This is a genomic window from Paenibacillus solisilvae (assembly GCF_042656405.1).
GTDB lineage: Bacteria > Bacillota > Bacilli > Paenibacillales > Paenibacillaceae > Paenibacillus_Z > Paenibacillus_Z solisilvae.
This window is the reverse complement of sequence record NZ_JBHSOW010000016.1, coordinates 107326-126127: the sequence shown is the minus strand read 5'-3', so window position 1 is coordinate 126127 and position 18802 is coordinate 107326. Positions and strand designations below refer to the sequence as shown.

The following is an 18802-nucleotide window of genomic DNA, read 5'->3' as shown; positions in this document are numbered from 1 at the left end:
GATTCACACGGGCATTTATTTAACTAGCTTAAATAATTATCAAACAGTTCTGTGATTTCGGCCTTATACTGATCCAGCCATTTACATACATACGCTGCTCGCTGGATTTGATGATCCCAAACCGGCTCACCGTCCAGTCCTTCTGAGTATCTCGCGGCAAAATGCAGAAACACATCCAGCATTCTAAGCTTTACAAGATCAGATAGTTGACCGATTTCGACTTTCGTCAATTTAACCGATGATCCAAATCCTCTGCAAAACAAGGCAATCTGTTCCAGAGCTCTGGAATAATCCTCATTCGGAAATTCCGCAAGGACGACAGCGAGCTCCATTGCACGCAGATCAATGGTGCTGAATTCAAAATCGAGCACACCGGAAATTCGATTCTCATGAACGAGAGAGTTGTTAAACACAATGTCTCCATGGATCCATTGATGCGGCATGTCAGCCATTAATGTTCTCAAAGCAGCTAATCGGGCCCGTTCTGCAAAAAGCAGGCTGAGCTCAGCTTCTCGTTTGCTAAGCACCTCTGAAGCTTGGCTCAATCGTTCCAGTTTTTCGTTTGTCATTGCTGCATGCGACTGTTCAAACTCATAATATGGCTTATAGACGGGTCTTATTTCCCGATCCATTTCCAGATGACTCATTGCATTCGACAGCGCTCCAGCCGCTGCTCCTAAGGCCTCAACATGACGATCTGTACTGGACGATGGCCGCTCACCCTCTATGTAGGCATACAGAGCCGCGAGTTTACCGTCGGGCGATATCGTAATTGTCGAACCGTTAAGGTTCGCAACAGGCATTGGCACCTGAAACGGCAAACCGGCCAGCTGAAGCTTGTCCAGCAGTTGATGTTCAATCTGAACAATTCCAACATCACGATGATTGTCGTACACGCGCAGTACATATTTATCCTTGCCGGAGTAGATCATCCGGGTGGTATTGTTCATCCCGCTTTCTTCCTTGACTGCCCTCCACAAGGTATCCCTGGAATAGGCTTCCAAATAGAAAGCGAAATCACCGTCTGAATTTCCAAAAGACATCGTAGTTAACCTCCTGCTTAAATCAAACCGGCTTCATCTGCCAGGTGTCACTCTTGAGCGGATAATTTATCCAGCCGCTTGCTAAAATGCTCCTGCCAGCTGTCCGCTAACTCCTGAACGCTGAGCAGTCTGCTTATTCCGGCACGATCCTCTTTATTCTCGTACATCAGCACATTTGCTTCCGCAATGGATATGCCCTTTTCATGGCGCTTTTCCACAATGAGCTCGTCGCCTTCTTGAACGATCCCTTCCTGCAGCACCCGAAAATAATAACCGGTGTAACCAGATTGCTGTACTTGTAGGGAAAGCTCCGGAATTTGATGTTTGACGCCCAGCTTAAAACATGGTTGCCGGGGTTGACTCACTTGTACAACAGCCTCTCCAATCCGGATAATATCACCAATATGTATGTTTTCCTCCGTCAGTCCGCTTATTGTAAAGTTCTCGCCGAAAGCCCCGGCTTCCACTGGCTTTGACCACTGCTCCTCCCAGTAAGCAAAGTGATCTGCCGAATAGACACAGACTGCTTTATCCGGCCCGCCATGATTAACTGTATCCGCTTGTTGATCGCCGACTAAGCCTGTTCTAGTCAACCTGAGCGGCTTTCCGCTCGAGGTCTTGAAAATACCTGTCTCCACCACTTTGGATCCATAGGGAACAGAGACTGCTTTTGCGATATTCAATGATAAGAGCTTACCCAAGACTGCCATCTCGTTTCCTCCGTTCAATTACAGACATGAATGCTGAAATTATAAATCGTATGGGGCATAATGGCAATTGTTAATGCTGTTAATCATCACTCGAAATATAGATAATTTCGATATATTTTCCAATATTAAACATTCGTCATCAAATGTCGATTAAAATCTCTTTGTGTATTTTCATGCGCTTCCCCGGGAAATGATTCAATTTTCTCGGGAAATTAAAGTTGAGGAAATTTTCTTTCAATTCGGATGAGCTCCTCTAAAGCTTTTCTATTCAGACGTGATGGTCTGAAAGAACGGGCTCCACTTCATTCCGACGGTAATTGCGGCTATGATTACTGCAGTAACGGCTGCCAGAAGCAGAGCGGCCTGCGGCGAACGAAAGCGTTCCGATATATTCTTGAAGAGATGAGCGTATGGGATGTTCTCATTGCGGGCCAATGCAAATAACGTTCTGGATGCAGAGGACATGCTGGAGAGCCCGCTGGCCCCTCCTGCGCCCATAAGGATAAGGAAAAACCCGAAGGAAATGAAGCTCCCCGCTCCCCACTCCAAACTTCCGCAAACCATCTTCCAACTCCTTCATAGCCGGCATACAGTCCTGTTCCAATCGGATATTGGAGCAGCATGACGGAAAACAGGACAAATATAGAAACGTATAAACGATTGGTCAAAATTAGCACCAGAATATTGCCTGTGCAATGAAGCAGCCCTGACATTAGACCGAGCCGCCTGTCCACGATCGCGCACGTCCAGTGAACAAGACTCCCCGCTGCAGGGTAAGCAGAGGCAATCGCTGCCAATGAGCAAGCCGTACATAATCCGAATATCGCCAGAATTGGCCATCCGATTCCGACTACAACAAGCCTTCCGGCTGCAGCAGCAGGCCCGAGCAGTAAAACCGCCCCAATGGGCAGCGGATAATGCCGAGAAGGAGTGGCTGAATGAAGCAAGACCTCTCATAGACCTGGTCTGCTGCTGCGCGAATCCCATTTTATTTAAATCATGCTCATCCTGCATGTATCGGACATAGGAAGAATGTCAGGTTAAGGGCTGGTGCAGTGATAGCCCCATATAGCTGCAAACACAGCTCCACCCCCATACATGACTGTATGAGGGTGGCGTCCTTGTCAGCACAAGAAGATGGTCAGGATACTTCACCTTCCCGTGTTTCTTGTTTATTAAGTATACCCATAACATGGTTCTTCACATGATCGATATCAAAGGGTTTCGTGAAGAAAGCCTGCACGCCCAATTGCCTGGCTGCCTCCAGCTTATCCGGATCACCATAGGCTGTAATCATCACCACCATGACCTCAGTATCGACCTTTCGAATTTCCCGCAGTGCTTCGATCCCATCCATATCCGGCATTTTTAAATCTAGCAAAATGAAGTCAATGGGGTGATGCTGCACCATCTCGATTGCAGCCTTGCCATGCGGGGCTTCATAAACCGTTACTTGCTCCAGTTCAAAAAGCTCCCGCATCAGCATCCGGATCGCAGATTGATCATCAACGATCAGCACGCTGTATGGAGAAGAGCCTACGCTTGTAGGCGAAAGGTCCGCTTTACGCCTTGGTTCCAGCTTGGGTCCAGCAGCAGGCTGGAAATGCGCTATCGTAGAATTCTGCTCAATGATTGGCTTATTCTTGGAACGCTCCCTAAAACGAATTGCGATGCCAAGAGCAATACCAACAATTGGAAGAAAAATAAAAAAATAAATCATAGCTTAGCTCCTCGTATCGGCGTACTCACCAACTTTCGACATTTGGAGTGAAAAACCCTGCATTCCAGTCAAAAGATTATTAATTGTTCATTTCCATAGGAGCCAGCAGCCCGTTCGGATTAATAATATCGCTCAAATCATATACCGAAATCGGAAAATAAGGAAACCCGAACGCATAGGGAGTCAGTTCATAGAGTGCAAAATAAATAACGAGAGCGCGATCCGCAATGTAAAAGGATTGATCCACTCGAATCGAATTAAAAGGATCTAAAGTAGCAATCTGACGCGTTGTAATTTGCAGCTTAATCAAATCAGAAATCCGGCCGACATAATTGCTGCCCGGCTTGAACAGCTCCGCTAGTGAATAGGGCCTGCCGGTTGATGTATCGAACGAGAGCGACTCCTGCAGCGTTAAACCATGGGCTCCGCCGGTGTAGGCGTAGTTGAATAGAGAAAGACTGAGGACGTTTTTCTCATTGGTCTTTATCTCAAAATAACCCTGCATATCCGCACGAGGATCCGTTAGCGAGCCTTGATCGGCTACCAGCTCACGAACAGTTTGGCGGATCTTCTCGTTCATCGTATTGCGAGCCGTTGCATGATGCAGCCCGCTCAAGACGGGAACCCAAAGCTCTGCTTTTGGGAATGTGATTCGGGAAGCGTGGATGACTGCCGGAAATTGAAAGGCCATAGATGGACACCTGCCTATTAGGTTGATGGTCTATTCTATGCCGGCTTCACGCATCCTTTGCTAGTTCATTTCGTAAACCATTCCTATTCGCTTAGAACCAGCTTCATTTCATGCCACTGAAGTCCGCCGTGATTCGAGGATGAAAGCCCGATATACTTGAAGCCATGCTTCTTATAGAAGGGTATGAGATGCTCTTCGCACATGAGATAAACCGATTCCAGGTGATCGTTCAGCGCTTGCTTCACAAGCGGCTTCATCAGAGCGTCGCCCACACCTTGCAGGCGGTGATCTGGCTCAACCGCCACCGACAAGACACATAGATTCATCCCGTCCCTTTGGGGCTCGTGCGAACCTTTTACTTCATTTTCTTCGCAAGCGCTTTCTGCTGTACGAATCGCACAAGCAAGTCCAATCAGATGATCCTCCGACCAGGCCGACCAAAAATAGCATGGGAAATTCAACTGCCGAAACCTAAAGGCTTCAAGCGTTGCAGCCGCCTCTGGCGTAAAGCAGGCCATCTCGAGCTGATGGGCGGCTTCGACTTCATTGGTTTGTAAAAGACGATAGTGATATTCCGGAATCGTATCTGCACCGCTTCCGTAAGAAGCCTGTGGCGTCATAGCAGCATCTTCTCCCGTTCTGTCAATCTTCTTCCTTTAATATCGAGCACAAGCTTCCCGTTATTAAGCCCCACAATACGATCGGCAAACCGCTCCGCCCAGTCACCTTGATGCATGACAGCGATTACTGAAATCCCTTGAATGCGGCACATTTTTTTCAAATCGTCCAGTACTTGCTCCGCCTGATGCGGGTCAAGTCCGGATACCGGCTCATCTACGAGCAAGGTAGTCGCGCCATGGACCAGCGCTCTTGCAACTGCAATACGCTGCTTCTCTCCCCCGCTAAGCTGACCGCCTTTCTGATGTGCTTTTTCCAATAGGCCCATCTTCTCGATCATATCCATCGCGCCCATATAATCATCGCTGCGCACCATCCCCGTTACTCTTCGCCATGCAGGGGTTTGATATGCCGCACCGATCAGTACGTTCTTAAGTGCCGTACGGTTCGGGATCAGCTGCGGCTTCTCCTCCAGATAAGCCATCTCGCGGCGGACCTTGATCTTCCCGGCGAATCCTTTCTTGAAGATATCCACACCATCTACTATATAAGTGCCGCCGCTCCAGCTCTCACGCAGGGCCAGACAACGCAGCAGCATCGATTTTCCGCTTCCGCTTGCTCCTTTTACCGCAACGAATTCACCCGGTTGAACTTCAAGATTGATGCCTGAAAGTACCTGCGGGCCACCAGGTATTTGTTTCGATAACTGAATGACTTTTATCATGAATGGCGCTCCTTTAGACAAATCAAAATAAACTCTATCAATCTAGTTTAAGGGAAACAAAAAATAGTTTCCATCCGAACAAATGTTTGGTATAATAAAAACCAGAACACTTGTTCTAAAAATACTCGTTTTTACAAAAGGAGGCTAATCATCATGAACAACTGTGAAAACTATCGATTTATCGAAAGACATCGTCCATTTCGGGATCTGACTTTTAAGTTTTATTCGAACGGCTCGCTGACTATTATCGACAACACAGCAGAGGAGGTGATTACGCCCCGGGAGCTTAAAGGCGAGAGCTATGATTTTTATGTAAGACGAAGAATAGCTTATATCAAACAAAACTTACACGATAAATTGAATAAATATGCTTAACCCGCGGTATTCGTTGGGCACGCGCTCGTTTAGAATCTAATTCGCAATTTGAGCGCATGCCCATTTTGTATTGTGTTCATGATCGTTTAGACGGCATCGGTGCGTATTAGGGAAGCTGTTTGTTAATGCCGTTTAAGCTTGGTGGTCGGATTGCCGTTTTCTCCGGAGTTAATGTTGCATTGCGTCCTCGAAATCCGCTGCTCCGATTGTCCTTCATCTCATTTTTATTCACAGCCATATGAAGTCTCACCTCCAATCTACAGTATTCGCTTAATCAGCCACTAATATTCGATTTGACGGCGAATCCCCAGATGAGGTAGATTTGTTCTACAGCCGCATCATCTGGAGAAGGAGCTGTGCCATATGAAGCAACAACTTTTATTTGATCTTGATGACACTCTTATTTACTGTAACAAGTATTTCTATCTTGTGATCGAACAGTTTACGGACCTCATGTCAGACTGGTTTCGCGGCCACAATATTACAACCGGCACGATCCAGGACAAGCAAACGGAAATTGATATCGCTGGCGTGCAGGTTGTCGGCTTCAAGAGCGATCATTTCCCCGAATCCTTTATTGAAACGTACCGCCACTTCTCGGACCTTGTAGGCCGATCACGTTCAATTGTGGAAGAGGATTTGTTGTGGAAGCTTGGCCGCAGCGTCTATGAGCATGCTGTGGAGCCATACCCATTTATGGAAGAAACGCTCGATAAGCTCGCATCTTACGGGCACGAGCTTCATTTGTATACTGGTGGAGAATTGTTGATTCAACAACGAAAAATTAATCAGATGCAGCTGGAACGCTATTTCGACAATCGAATTTATGTTCGTTCTCACAAGAATATCGAAGCGATGGAGACGATATTACAAGATGGTCTTTTTGACCGAAGCACAACCTGGATGATTGGTAACTCCTTGCGCACCGATGTTATTCCTGCACTAACCACTGGCATCAATGCCATTCATATGAAGACGGATTCTGAATGGGTCTACAATATCGTTGGTGTCGATGTCGAACCCAAAGGCGCTTTCTTCACATTAAGACAGCTTAGCGAAGTGCCAGGCAGCATTCACGGTTACATCCAGTCTCGCCAGGCCCAATAGTTGTTTATCGCATAAAAGGCTTGTCCCGCATCATGTGGGACAAGCCTTTTTAGATTATGAACAGGTCAGCGCCGCAGCGAAACCGAGCCGTGTAGCTGTCTTGCTCTTTATCCTCGCCATCGAGACGACAAGATGAGCGGTTTCCCGTTAACGATGAGGGATTCTTCCGTTACAGGGGAACAAATTCAACTGTTCCTTTAGAAGTATCCTTTAATACAAGCTTTCCTGAGAAAGCAGATCCATCTTCGGACTTGAAGGATAGCTTACGTGTCTCTCCACTTGTAGCAATCGCTTTGGCCATAGCCGCGGTAACCGTTTTGTTATCCTGCTCCTTCCAAATGACGAAAGAGCAGCCCTCACGGAACTTTAAGCAGCCGTAGCCGCGTTTGCCTTCAACTAATTGGCCGCTGCAGCCAGGACGCGGGCACGGAGCTATAATCGCAGGTGAGGCTGCTGAAGATTGAGAACTCGATGTTAGAGCTGTAACGGTGCTTTCAATCTTGCTGCTTGTGCCTCTTTGCGCTGCTCCGCCTTTCTTAACCGCAGAACTAGCTGCTGATTCAGTACCAGCTTTATTGCTCGTCTGACGCTTGACCGCCGCTCGCTGCTTTGTACCTGCCTGCTTCGCATCCGCATCTGAGCTTTTCTTCGGCGCTCTACTCTTCCCTTTGACTTTCGCTTCAGATTCGGGTTCTGCGAATAAACTCGCAGCAGCCGGCCGCTGATGTTTGACTTTGCCCACAATCATCTCGGCAAACTGCTTGACCTTCTGCATGAACTGTTCATCAGAAGCCTCGCCCTTGGAGATTTGATGAAGCCGCTGCTCCCATCGACCCGTCATTTCGGGTGATGCTAACAATTCAACGCCTGCACCGCGGATTAGCTCAATCGCTGCACAGCCTTTAGTTGTAATATCCAGGCGTTTTCCCGTCGGCTTGATATAGCCGACCTGCTTCAAACGCTCGATCGTCGCAGCCCGCGTAGCTGGCGTACCAAGACCCGTCTGCTTCATGGCATCCCTCAGCTCTTCATCCTCGATGGACTTCCCGGCGCTTTCCATTGCTTTGAGAAGCGTCCCTTCCGTAAAAGGCTTTGGCGGGCTAGTCGCCTTTTCGATCCCGGCAGCTTCCTCGCAGAGAACAGGAAGATCCTTGTTCACGGCAAAAGGCCGATCAGTCACAAGCAGATCATCCTCTTGATCATCGGAAGCCTCGTCAGCCTTTTTCTTGCCTCGTGTTTTCTCTTTAACGCCCGTTCCCTCATCTCCTCCGAGAACGACTCGCCAGCCTTGATCCAGCTGTTCCTTCGCTCTTGTACGGAATAGTTCATCCAGTACCTGTGTCATCACTTCATGATTGTTATAAACCGCCGGAGGATAATAGTGCGATAAGAAGCGGCGGACGATGAGATCATAAATATTCTGCTCTTCCTGATTAAGCGTCCCCGGCCGCTTGGGGGTCGGAATAATCGCATGGTGATCCTCAACCTTCGCTGGATTACAGACAGCTTTATTGCCCTTATGAACCCTGCCGCGATCTGCGTTATTGGCTAGCTGACCGTAGTTTGACGTTTGTTTAAGCATGTTAAGAACATTCCCCATGACTGGGATATTCTCTTCCGTCACATAGTTTGAACTGGTACGCGGATAACTGATCACCTTATGCTTCTCATAAAGAGCCTGTGCGATATCCAGTGTTTTCTTCGCCGGATAGCCAAACTTGCCGTTCGCTTCACGCTGAAGCAAGGTCAAATCATATAATCGATAAGGATATTCCTTCGATTCATTCGTTTCATAGCTTATAATGGTGCCCGGCTGCCCAAGCACTTTGGCGGCAAGAGCATCTGCCTGCTCCTTCTTGGTGATTCGATCCCCCTGCCAAAGCCCTTTATAGCTAAAATCCTCTTGACTGAAAACAGCTTGGACAACAAAATAGGTTTCGCTGTCGAAAGCAGTTATTTCCTTATGACGGTCATAAAGCAAAGCTAACACGGGGGTCTGGACACGACCAACCGATAATAGCGTCTTATGACGAATAGTAAAGGCTCTGGAGGCGTTCATACCCACAAGCCAGTCCGCCTCGCTGCGTGCCCTAGCCGCTCTTGTCAGCGGATCGTAATCTTGATCGTTCCGAAGGGCATCGAAGCCCTTACGTATCGTCTCGGCCGTCAGATCGGATATCCATAACCGCTCTGTAGGCTGCATCATTCTCAAATATTGCTTGATCAAATGAAAAATGAGCTGACCTTCGCGCCCGGCATCGCATGCATTCACGAGCCGATCGCAGCGCTTAGCCAACTCTCCGATCGTATTCAACTGATCCTTCGTCCTTGCGTTCGGCCACAGCTTAAATTGATCCGGAATGATTGGCAAGTCCCCTTCATTCCATCGTTTGTATTTGGGATCGTAATGATCCGGTTCTGCCAGGCTAACTAAGTGTCCGATAGCCCATGTTATGATATAACGCTCGCCTTCCAGATAGGAACGTTTGTTTTGCGCCTTAGGTTCAATAACGGCGGCAATTGTCCGGCCCATATCCGGCTTTTCTGCGATAATTAATGTTTTCAACTAATCGCCTCTCTAACGCTCGATGTCTGACTGGATATAACGTTTCATGGCTTGCAAAATGCTCGTTACGCCTTTGGACCAATTGGGGTCTTCAGCATATTCACGGTTAATCCAAGTAATGGCATCCTTATTATAAGGCCGATCTTTACTTAAGCGGTTGATCGTTGTTGCAGCAATTCGAGCCGATTGCTCAATGGTCGTATTGTATGCCTTCCAGCTGTAAAACACATTAAAAGGATTGTTCGCAATCTTCTTCGCCATCTTATGAGTTCTGGGCACAAAGGCTTGCTCTTGACCAGTTATCGCAAACATGAGGAGTGGATGAATATCCTTCTCTTTCGCCACTTTGAGAATTGCCTCAAGATACGGCTTGTCCGCTAGCAGCGAGGATTTACTATGAAGATATTGGACTAATAACTTTTCATCCACTTCGGTATACTGCAGTTCACTTGGGAGCTCATTGAGCATATGCACTTTTATAGCTTGAGCGGGCTTGGTGTCGATTGGCGGCTGCAGGCGCCCGGAAGGCTTTGGCGCCAGCATCAACCATCCATATACCAGCGTCATGGTAACAAGCACAATAGACAGCATGGCAAAAAATGAGCTCCGTACATAAGTTCGCTTATGTACGGGAAGTGCAATCACTTTAGCCGGTTCCTTGGAGTTTAAAGTTGAGAAAGAATTAGTGTCATTTGCGTTGTTTGATCTGACAACATGTCCTGCTAACGTTCGCCAAGACTGCAAACCGCTGCTGTCTGAATCCTTTAACCGAACCGCTGCGTCAAGCTGCATACGAAACCAATCGGCTTCTATGATTCGGTTCAACTGCTGCTGGGTCCATACATGAATAGGTCCAAACAGCTCCTTATCCCTATAATCTAAGGACAAACAAGCATGAAAAATATGCTCCGCACGTACTGGAATCTGCTGCTGGACTGCCGCATCCCGAAGCAGCTCGCCAGTCAATTGATTCTTGATCGATTCAGGGAAGTCGGGCAGCTGTTTCATAATAATTCGCTGCATCGCATCGGCGACGATTTCGGCTCGCCGTTCACTTGGCAAATCACTATATTTATGCTGAACATATCGACGAATGTTTCGAATTTCGGTCGGTGTAAGAACACTCACGGATTCAGTCCGCATCGCTCATTCCCCCACGAAAGTTCGACGGAGCCAATTTTCAGTTCAAGCCAGCCCAGCGCGTCGTAGTGTCATTTTACCACAACTTTCCTTCATTTGGGGAGAGGGCTGGAGGTGATAAGCGCTTGTATGTCCGGGCTTTCAATATACGAGCTTATCTGCGCTTTTTCGTCAGCTGTAAACTGAAATTCACAGTCACAGCCTTCATCTAACGGCACGATTTGTGCGATGACACCGCTGACCGTACAAATAACCAAAATGGTTAATTCCGATATCCCGTCCGGCACAGGTGTTGCTGGGGATAACTTGGCCGTAAGCTCAATGTCTACCCACTGATCATCACGTCGTTCGATTCGCGGACGGAAAGCATGAAATCGTAGTTGTGTTACCTCTTCCGAATCATATTGAATCATCTGAGCATCCTCCTCTCTTTCGAAACAAAAAGCGCCCGAAGGCGCTTTGCATGTCATCATAAATTTCATTGTTTTATATATAAATATCTCAGTTATTTAAGGAAGCATGGTCGTACCCATCAGGTAACGATCCACTTCACGTGCCGCTTCACGGCCTTCGTTAATTGCCCAAACAACCAGACTTTGACCACGGCGCATATCTCCCGCAGCAAACACTTTATCCACACTTGTCCGGTAGTCGCCATATTTGGCTTTGACGTTGGAACGGCGATCTTGAGCAAGACCAAGCTGTTCAATCAATGTGTTCTCTGGCCCTTCGAAACCGACTGCGATCATTACAAGATCAGCTGGCCATACTTTTTCAGTACCAGGGATTTCTTTATAAATTTTACGGCCAGTTTCATCAACTGTACGTTCGATTTGTACGGTGTGCAGTTCTTTCAGATTGCCATTCTCATCACCAACGAATTTCTTCGTTAGTACGGAGAACGCACGAGGATCTTGACCATACAGAGCACGTGCTTCTTCCTGTGCATAATCAAGCGTATATACATTAGGGAATTGCGGCCAAGGGTTGTTCACTTGATCACGCTCAAGCGGTGCTTTGGCATGTGTACCGAACTGGGTTACCGATTTGCAGCCGTGACGCAGTGCTGTAGCAACACAGTCCGTACCGGTATCTCCACCGCCGATTACGATTACATCCTTGCCTTCTGCAGAGATATAATTGCCGTCAGTCAGGTTAGAATCCAAGTAGCTCTTGATCGTGCCATTTAAGTAATCCATCGCCAGATGAACACCTTTAAGGTTACGGCCTTCAATTTCAACTTCACGCGCTTTCGTTGCACCGCCGCAAAGAACGACTGCATCGAATTCATCCATCAGCTGCTGGGCAGAAACGTCCTTGCCGATTTCTGTGTTTGTAACAAATTGAACGCCTTCCGCTTCCATCAATTCAACACGGCGCTCAACGATCTTCTTGTCCAGCTTCATTGTTGGAATTCCATAAACGAGGAGGCCGCCAATGCGGTCAGCGCGTTCGTACACCGTAACCGTGTGACCTGCTTTGTTCAATTGGGCTGCTGTAGCCATTCCAGCCGGGCCGGATCCAACAACGGCAACCTTTTTGCCTGTGCGCACATGCGGAATTTGAGGAACAACCCATCCCTCATCAAAACCTTTATCGATAATCGCTTGCTCAATTGTCTTGATCGTAACCGAGTCGCCAATTAAGCCAACTGTACATGATCCTTCGCATGGAGCCGGACAAACGCGGCCCGTAAACTCAGGGAAATTGTTTGTTTTATGCAAACGGTCAAGTGCTTCGCGCCACAGACCGCGGTATATCAAATTATTCCATTCGGGAATGAGGTTGTTGACCGGACAGCCGGAAGCTCCCCCAGGAAGCTCAATGCCTGTGTGACAATAAGGAGTCCCGCAATCCATGCAGCGAGCGCCTTGTGTGCGCAGTTGATCTTCACTGAAATGTTTATGAAATTCTTCCCAATCCTTAATCCGCTCAAGCGGATCGCGGTCAGCGGGCAGCTCGCGTTTGTAATCCATAAATCCAGTAGGTGTAGACATGATCGCTTATCCTCCATCTGTTTTCCCGTTACCCAGTTGACAGTATCTCTCTAAAACTATATCGGGAATCCAATTATTATTCAATATCAAACTTTCCCATCATTCCGTAAACGGCTATCCACAATATCGTAGCAATTAGCCCTATACCGTTAAATGGATTATCCGTACAATCATTTGCACTTTATGACATAACGTTCGACTTTATTGGCAAGTAAGCTGCACGGCTTCATTTCCCCCGCTTGCGCTCATAAGTCTGAATTTTAAAGTCATAGCTGTTTTTCTCATCCTTCGAAAATGACTCACTATTAACCAGTGACCATTCCTCCGAATCAAACGCCGGAAAATAAGCATCGCCATCGATATTCGCATCAACTTCGGTTAGAAGCAGCTTGTCCGCATAAGGCAGAAATAGACTGTAAATTTCCGCACCGCCCATGACGACCAGCTCTTCTACCGCTGCAGCCTCGTAAAGGTTCAACGCTTCTTCCACCGTATGTACAATTTCACATCCAGCAGGTGCATAATCGATATTCCTGGTCAAGATAACATTACGTCTATCCTTTAGAGGGCGGCCTAAGGATTCAAAGGTTTTACGCCCCATCAATACGGTTCTGCCTATAGTCGATCTGCGGAAATGGCCCATTTCGGCCGGCAGATGCCAGGGCATGGCATTATCAACGCCAATAACCCGGTTATTCGCCATGGCGCCGATCATTGTTACGGTCAATGTAAAGCGCCCCTTTTTAATTATATCGCAACTTCAGCTTTGATGGTTGGATGGTGGTCGTAATTGACGATTTCGAAATCGTCGTAATGATAATCAAATATGGAAGCCGGTTTACGCTTTATGTTAAGCTGCGGCAGAGGCTTTGGCTCCCGTCCCAGCTGAAGGTTTACTTGATCAAAATGATTGCTGTATATATGAACGTCGCCGCCAGAATAGATAAAATCCCCAACCCCAAGATCACACTGCTGGGCAATCATATGCGTAAGCAAGGCATATTGTGCAATATTAAACGGCAGTCCTAAGAAAATATCAGAGGATCGCATTGTCAGCATACAGGACAGTTTACCGTTCACCACGTAAAATTGAAAAACAAAATGACACGGAGGCAATTTCATTTTATCGATTTCCGCCACGTTCCAGGCACTTACAAGGTGACGCCTTGAATCCGGATTTCGTTTAATGGAGTCGACCACCTGTGCGATTTGGTCAATATGCCGGCCGTCCGGCGCTTCCCAAGCACGCCACTGCGAGCCGTAAACCGGACCTAAATCCCCGTTCTCATCCGCCCATTCATTCCAAATACGAACGCCATGCTCCTGCAGGTATCGAACGTTCGTATCCCCTCGAAGAAACCATAAAAGCTCATGAATAATCGACTTAAGATGCATCTTCTTCGTCGTCACAAGGGGAAAGCCTTTATTCAAATCGAATCGAAGCTGGCGGCCAAAAACCGATTTCGTCCCAGTACCTGTTCGATCTTCCTTCACAGCCCCGTTATCCATCACATCTTGCAATAAATCCAAATACGATCTCAACGTTATCTTACCCCCTTTTCCAGCTATATCTATTAGTATATTCTATCATTTAAAGGTCGTTCTGTCTGTCCTGTTTTCTCTTCTTACGTAATTCATATCTCGATGGCGCGCTGGCATGAAGTGACTTCTGCTCATCCGTTTCCGGGATAATAGCTGACACCCGGGTTGGCTTGCCTGCGTCATCAAGTGCAACAAAGGTAAAGAAAGCTGTAACAGCGACTTTGCGTTCGCCGGTGTAAACATTCTCCGTCTGAACCTTCACATAGATCTCCATCGAGCTGTTATGTGTCCAAGTCACAAAGGCTTCCACTTCGATCACTTCGCCGACCCGAATCGGAGCTACAAAATCCAAGCTGTCTGTAGAGGCTGTTACAACTGGCTTGCGAGCATGCCGCATACTGGTTATTGCAGCGATCTTATCCATATATTCCATTACTTTACCGCCAAACATCGTACCGTGATAATTCGTATCCGACGGAAAGATGAGCTGTACCATCGTTGACCTTGACTCGCTTGCAAGCCTAAATGACGCTTCGTTTTCCACTTTGCATGCCCCCTGCATCCATCTTCAAAAGTAGAGAAAAGAGGCCCTGCCGCTATAATTAGCGGCGTGACCTCTTTATTCCTCATCATTCATGCTATGTTAATTATCGGTCTTATTTGCTAATCGCATGGATGGGATGGCCAAGAGCCATCTCAACGGCGTCGAGCACGATTTCACCAAGTGTCGGATGTGCATGAATCGTAAGAGCGATATCCTCAAGTGTTGCGCCCATCTCGATAGCAAGGCCAAGCTCGGCAATCATATTTGATGCTTCGATTCCCGCGATTTGTGCACCAAGCACAAGTCCGTTATCCGCATCAGCGATGATTTTGACGAACCCTTCTTTTACGCCAAGAGAGAGTGCACGGCCATTGATATTGAATGGGAATTTACCCACTTTGACATTATGGCCCTTCTCTTTCGCTTCCTTCTCGCTGTAGCCTACGCTGGAGCATTCAGGATCAGAGAATACAACAAGCGGAATACATTTGTAGTCGATTTTGCTCGGTTGACCAGCAATGACTTCAGCTGCTACGCGGCCTTCGTACATCGCCTTATGCGCAAGCGCAGGTCCGTCAATGATATCACCAATCGCATAAATATGCGGGATGCTTGTACGGCACTGTTCGTCAACTTCAATCAGACCGCGGTCAGTCATTTTCAGATCGATTAGATCCAGACCAAGCTCTCCGTCCGTATTAGGACGGCGGCCAACGGTAACGAGCAGGTAATCTGCTGTAACTTGCTTATCTTCACCGCCAACAGTGTAGGTTACAGTAACGTCTTTATCGGTTTGTTCTGCACTCTTCGCTTGAGCGCCCGTTACGATATCCGCGCCTGCACCTTTAAGTTTCTTCGCAACAAGCGAAGACATATCGGAGTCAAAGCCTGGAAGGATGGTATCCGATCCTTCAATAACGGTTACTTTCGTACCGAAACGAGCATACATTTGGCCAAGCTCTATGCCGATGTAGCCGCCGCCGATTACGACAAGGCTTTTTGGAATTTCAGGAAGCGACAAAGCCTCAGTAGAGGACACGATGCGGCCTCCGTAAGGGAATGCTTTGAGCTCAATCGGACGGGAGCCAGTAGCGATGATACAGTTTTTGAAACGGTAACGAGGCGCTTCTTGATCATTAAAGACACGCGCTTCCGTATCGCTAATGAACATCACTTCTCCAGCGAAATATTGAATCTTATTCGCTTTGAGCAAGGATGCAACGCCGCCGGTCAATTTCTTAACGACGCCGTTTTTGAACTCCTGTACTTTGCTCCATTCTACTTTCACGTCAGAAGCCGTAATACCGAATTCAGATGCATGGTTGATTGATTCGTATTGATGCGACGCTGAAATCAGCGCCTTAGACGGGATACAGCCTACATTCAAGCATACTCCGCCTACATATTGTTTATCCACGACTAGCACATTTTGACCAAGTTGGGCTGCACGAATGGCTGCCACATAACCGCCTGGTCCTGCTCCGATGACGAGCAAATCGATATCGAGTGAAGCGTCACCTACTACCATGGGTTACACCTCCATTACAAGTAATTGTGGGTCAGCAAGAAGCTGTTTGATATAGTTCAAGAAGTTTTGAGCTGTCGCACCGTCAATTAGACGGTGGTCGAAGCTGAGCGAGAGTGCCATAACAGAAGCTGCAACAATTTCACCGTTCTTAACGACGGCTTTCTCCGAGATACGGCCTGTACCCAGAATTGCAACCTCAGGGAAGTTGATGACAGGTGTGAAGAACATACCTCCGGCAGAGCCGATATTCGTGATCGAAATCGTGCTTCCCTTCATTTCCGCGGCAGACAGTTTGCCTTCGCGGCCGCGGGTGGCCAGATCCTTGATCGCCTCGGCAACCATCCATACATTTTTGCGGTCCGCATCGTGAATGACAGGTACGATCAAACCGTTCTCAGTATCGGTAGCAATACCGATATTGTAGTATTTCTTCAGTACGATTTCTTGGGTAGCTTCATCTAGCGTCGCGTTCACAATCGGGAACTGGCGGCATGCCGCAACCAAAGCCTTCACGATAAACGGCAGGTAAGTCAGCTTGATGCCTTTTTTCTCGGCAACAGGCTTGGCTTTCGTACGCAGCGCCACAAGCTCCGTAACATCCACTTCATCCATGAGCGTTACATGAGGAGCTGTGTAGACGGATTTAACCATGGCATTTGCGATAGCTTTGCGGATTCCTTTGAAAGGAACGCGCTCTTCTGTACGATCGCCGACTTGTACAGCTGCAGGCTTAGCTTCAGCAGCCTGAGCCTGTCCGGATGAAGCTGCTTGATCTTGAGCTGCCCCGGATGAAGCTGCAGCAGAACCGCCGCCGGATGCAAAGGCATCAATGTCTTCTCTTGTGATACGGCCGTTCTTGCCTGTACCAGTTACGGATGCAAGATCAACGCTTTTTTCACGGGAATATTTGCGTACACTTGGTGTAGCAAGCACAAGACCGCCTGCTGCTTTGGCAGGAGCCTCGGCTTGAACAGGTGCAGCTTCTGCTTTAGGAGCTTCTGCTTGTACTGGAGCTGGAGCAGCAGTTGCTGCCGCAGGAGCACTCGAATTTGAGCTATGGCTGTCTGCTGGAGGAGCCGCTTGTTCAGGAATCTCGCCTTCTGCATCGATGATTGCAACGATGTCGCCTACATGACACACTTGACCGTCCTTCACGAGCACTTCAAGCACTTTGCCGTTCACCGGACAAGGAACTTCTACGATCGCCTTGTCATTCTGAACTTCCATAATAATATCTTCGTCCGTTACTGCGCTTCCAGGCTTAATATGCATCTTAACGATTTCGCCTTCATGCAGCCCTTCGCCCAGCTCCGGGAATCGATATTCAAATTTTGCCACGTCCCGTGACCTCCTTTCAGGTCTAAACAACCTGCTTATTTTGTAACTTCGCAAGAAGCGAATCTCATTATCGCTGTATAAATTAATCTTTCATCCTATTAAAAGTTCAACACATCATTAACGGCTTTGATGATACGGGCAGTGTTAGGCAGCCAAGCATCTTCAACAAGCGCGAAAGGATAAACCGTATCCGGACCTGCAACGCGCAGCACAGGAGCTTCCAGATGCAGGATTGCATTCTCATTGATTTGAGCGATAATCTCAGCAGCAGCACCGGATGTTTTTTGTGCTTCCTGCACGACAATCGCACGGTTGGTTTTTTGGATGGAAGCAACAATGGTTTCGATATCAAGCGGCAGCAGCGTACGAAGATCAATGACTTCCGCTTTAATGCCTGATTTCTCCAGCTCTTCAGCAGCTTTAACCGCCGTATGAACCATCAATCCGTAAGCAATGATCGTAACATCGCTGCCTTCGCGAACGATGTTCGCTTTACCGATTTCAACTGTGTAAGCTTCTTCAGGCACATCTTGACGGAAAGCATGATACAGATTAAGGTGCTCCATGAAGAAAACGGGATCATTATCGCGGATTGCCGATACCAGCAAGCCTTTCGCATCATAGGGATTGGAAGGCACGATCACTTTGATACCCGGTGTTTGAATGGCAAGCCCTTCCAGGGAATCCGTATGCAGCTCAGCCGCTTTAACTCCGCCGCCAAAAGGTGTCCGGAATACGATCGGTGAATTGTAACGGCCGCCGGAACGGTAGCGCATGCGAGCAGCTTGGACGAACATTTGATCAAGCGCTTCGTAGATAAAACCGACGAATTGGATTTCGGCAACCGGGCGGAAGCCTTGAATTCCCATCCCTACTGCCATACCTGCGATAGCCGACTCAGCAAGCGGAGTATCAAAAACGCGGTCCTCGCCAAACTCTCCCTGCAGACCTTCAGTCGCACGGAATACGCCGCCGACTTTACCGACGTCTTCACCGAAGACGTACACATTCGGGTCATTCTTTAGCTCCACGCGCATCGCATCGCGGATCGCTTCTTTCATATTCATTTGAGCCATTGACGGAAGTACCTCCTTAAAAATTGTCGAAAGCCTATACCAGGCACGCTGCGCGGTAAGCTTACTTCGAGGGAATAGGCCAA

Annotated in this window: 20 protein-coding genes; 2 read left to right on the top strand and 18 right to left on the bottom strand. The window is 47.8% G+C overall.

Translation table 11 applies throughout. The features are described 5' to 3' along the window. Window positions 1-23: 23 nt before the first annotated feature. The 7 genes from ACFPYJ_RS04920 to ACFPYJ_RS04890 form a co-directional block, all read right to left on the bottom strand. Entirely contained in the window at window positions 24-1043 is a 1020-nt protein-coding gene (locus ACFPYJ_RS04920; protein WP_379186933.1) for a phosphotransferase, read from the bottom strand. A gap of 47 nt (window positions 1044-1090) precedes the next feature. Further along, window positions 1091-1753: an MOSC domain-containing protein gene (locus tag ACFPYJ_RS04915; RefSeq protein ID WP_379186932.1), complete on the bottom strand. Its 663-nt coding sequence runs from the start codon at window positions 1751-1753 to the stop codon at window positions 1091-1093. A gap of 264 nt (window positions 1754-2017) precedes the next feature. Continuing rightward, window positions 2018-2251, bottom strand: a complete 234-nt coding sequence (locus ACFPYJ_RS04910) for an amino acid permease (RefSeq protein WP_379187013.1) — start codon at window positions 2249-2251, stop codon at window positions 2018-2020. 643 nt (window positions 2252-2894) lie between these two features. Then, window positions 2895-3473 (bottom strand): response regulator, encoded by a 579-nt coding sequence (locus tag ACFPYJ_RS04905; protein WP_379186931.1) that lies wholly within the window; start codon window positions 3471-3473, stop codon window positions 2895-2897. Between the two features lie 79 nt (window positions 3474-3552). Further along, the gene (locus ACFPYJ_RS04900) at window positions 3553-4164 is read right to left on the bottom strand and encodes a DUF3298 and DUF4163 domain-containing protein (RefSeq protein WP_379186930.1); all 612 of its coding nucleotides are present in this window, start codon (window positions 4162-4164) and stop codon (window positions 3553-3555) included. An 83-nt stretch (window positions 4165-4247) separates the two neighbouring features. Next, complete coding sequence (locus ACFPYJ_RS04895) at window positions 4248-4784, bottom strand: GNAT family N-acetyltransferase (RefSeq protein ID WP_379186929.1); 537 nt, start codon at window positions 4782-4784, stop codon at window positions 4248-4250. Beyond that, entirely contained in the window at window positions 4781-5506 is a 726-nt protein-coding gene (locus ACFPYJ_RS04890) for a phosphonate ABC transporter ATP-binding protein (protein ID WP_379186928.1), read from the bottom strand. Before ACFPYJ_RS04890 ends, ACFPYJ_RS04895 begins: the two co-directional genes overlap by 4 nt. Before the next feature lie 153 nt (window positions 5507-5659). Here ACFPYJ_RS04890 and ACFPYJ_RS04885 point away from each other — a divergent pair, with 153 nt between their 5' ends. Further along, a complete protein-coding gene (locus tag ACFPYJ_RS04885; RefSeq protein WP_379186927.1) occupies window positions 5660-5881 on the top strand; it encodes a hypothetical protein in 222 nt (73 codons plus the stop codon). A 106-nt stretch (window positions 5882-5987) separates the two neighbouring features. Here the strand turns inward: ACFPYJ_RS04885 and ACFPYJ_RS04880 are convergent, their stop codons facing one another. Beyond that, the gene (locus ACFPYJ_RS04880; protein WP_379186926.1) at window positions 5988-6119 is read right to left on the bottom strand and encodes a hypothetical protein; all 132 of its coding nucleotides are present in this window, start codon (window positions 6117-6119) and stop codon (window positions 5988-5990) included. A gap of 125 nt (window positions 6120-6244) precedes the next feature. Between ACFPYJ_RS04880 and ACFPYJ_RS04875 the strand changes: the two genes are divergently transcribed. Next, window positions 6245-6988, top strand: coding sequence for an HAD hydrolase-like protein (locus ACFPYJ_RS04875; protein ID WP_379186925.1), 744 nt, complete (start codon window positions 6245-6247; stop codon window positions 6986-6988). Window positions 6989-7157: 169 nt separating this feature from the next. Here ACFPYJ_RS04875 and ACFPYJ_RS04870 read toward each other — a convergent pair whose 3' ends face one another. From ACFPYJ_RS04870 to ACFPYJ_RS04825, 10 genes are all read right to left on the bottom strand, one after another. Continuing rightward, complete coding sequence (locus ACFPYJ_RS04870; protein WP_379186924.1) at window positions 7158-9554, bottom strand: type IA DNA topoisomerase; 2397 nt, start codon at window positions 9552-9554, stop codon at window positions 7158-7160. A 12-nt stretch (window positions 9555-9566) separates the two neighbouring features. After that, window positions 9567-10697: a hypothetical protein gene (locus tag ACFPYJ_RS04865; protein ID WP_379186923.1), complete on the bottom strand. Its 1131-nt coding sequence runs from the start codon at window positions 10695-10697 to the stop codon at window positions 9567-9569. Between the two features lie 89 nt (window positions 10698-10786). Beyond that, window positions 10787-11107: a hypothetical protein gene (locus ACFPYJ_RS04860; protein ID WP_379186922.1), complete on the bottom strand. Its 321-nt coding sequence runs from the start codon at window positions 11105-11107 to the stop codon at window positions 10787-10789. A gap of 96 nt (window positions 11108-11203) precedes the next feature. Continuing rightward, a complete protein-coding gene (locus ACFPYJ_RS04855) occupies window positions 11204-12691 on the bottom strand; it encodes a glutamate synthase subunit beta (RefSeq protein WP_379186921.1) in 1488 nt (495 codons plus the stop codon). A gap of 226 nt (window positions 12692-12917) precedes the next feature. After that, the gene (locus tag ACFPYJ_RS04850) at window positions 12918-13418 is read right to left on the bottom strand and encodes a dihydrofolate reductase (RefSeq protein WP_379186920.1); all 501 of its coding nucleotides are present in this window, start codon (window positions 13416-13418) and stop codon (window positions 12918-12920) included. Between the two features lie 20 nt (window positions 13419-13438). Next, window positions 13439-14233, bottom strand: a complete 795-nt coding sequence (thyA, locus tag ACFPYJ_RS04845; protein ID WP_379186919.1) for a thymidylate synthase — start codon at window positions 14231-14233, stop codon at window positions 13439-13441. A 49-nt stretch (window positions 14234-14282) separates the two neighbouring features. Then, window positions 14283-14795: an acyl-CoA thioesterase gene (locus tag ACFPYJ_RS04840; RefSeq protein ID WP_379186918.1), complete on the bottom strand. Its 513-nt coding sequence runs from the start codon at window positions 14793-14795 to the stop codon at window positions 14283-14285. A gap of 94 nt (window positions 14796-14889) precedes the next feature. Continuing rightward, window positions 14890-16305 carry a dihydrolipoyl dehydrogenase gene (gene lpdA, locus ACFPYJ_RS04835; RefSeq protein ID WP_379186917.1) on the bottom strand — a complete coding sequence of 472 codons (1416 nt, stop codon included), beginning with the start codon at window positions 16303-16305 and terminating at the stop codon, window positions 14890-14892. 3 nt (window positions 16306-16308) lie between these two features. Next, complete coding sequence (locus ACFPYJ_RS04830; RefSeq protein ID WP_379186916.1) at window positions 16309-17643, bottom strand: dihydrolipoamide acetyltransferase family protein; 1335 nt, start codon at window positions 17641-17643, stop codon at window positions 16309-16311. Between the two features lie 98 nt (window positions 17644-17741). Beyond that, a complete protein-coding gene (locus tag ACFPYJ_RS04825) occupies window positions 17742-18719 on the bottom strand; it encodes an alpha-ketoacid dehydrogenase subunit beta (protein WP_379186915.1) in 978 nt (325 codons plus the stop codon). Between the last annotated feature and the right edge of the window lie 83 nt (window positions 18720-18802).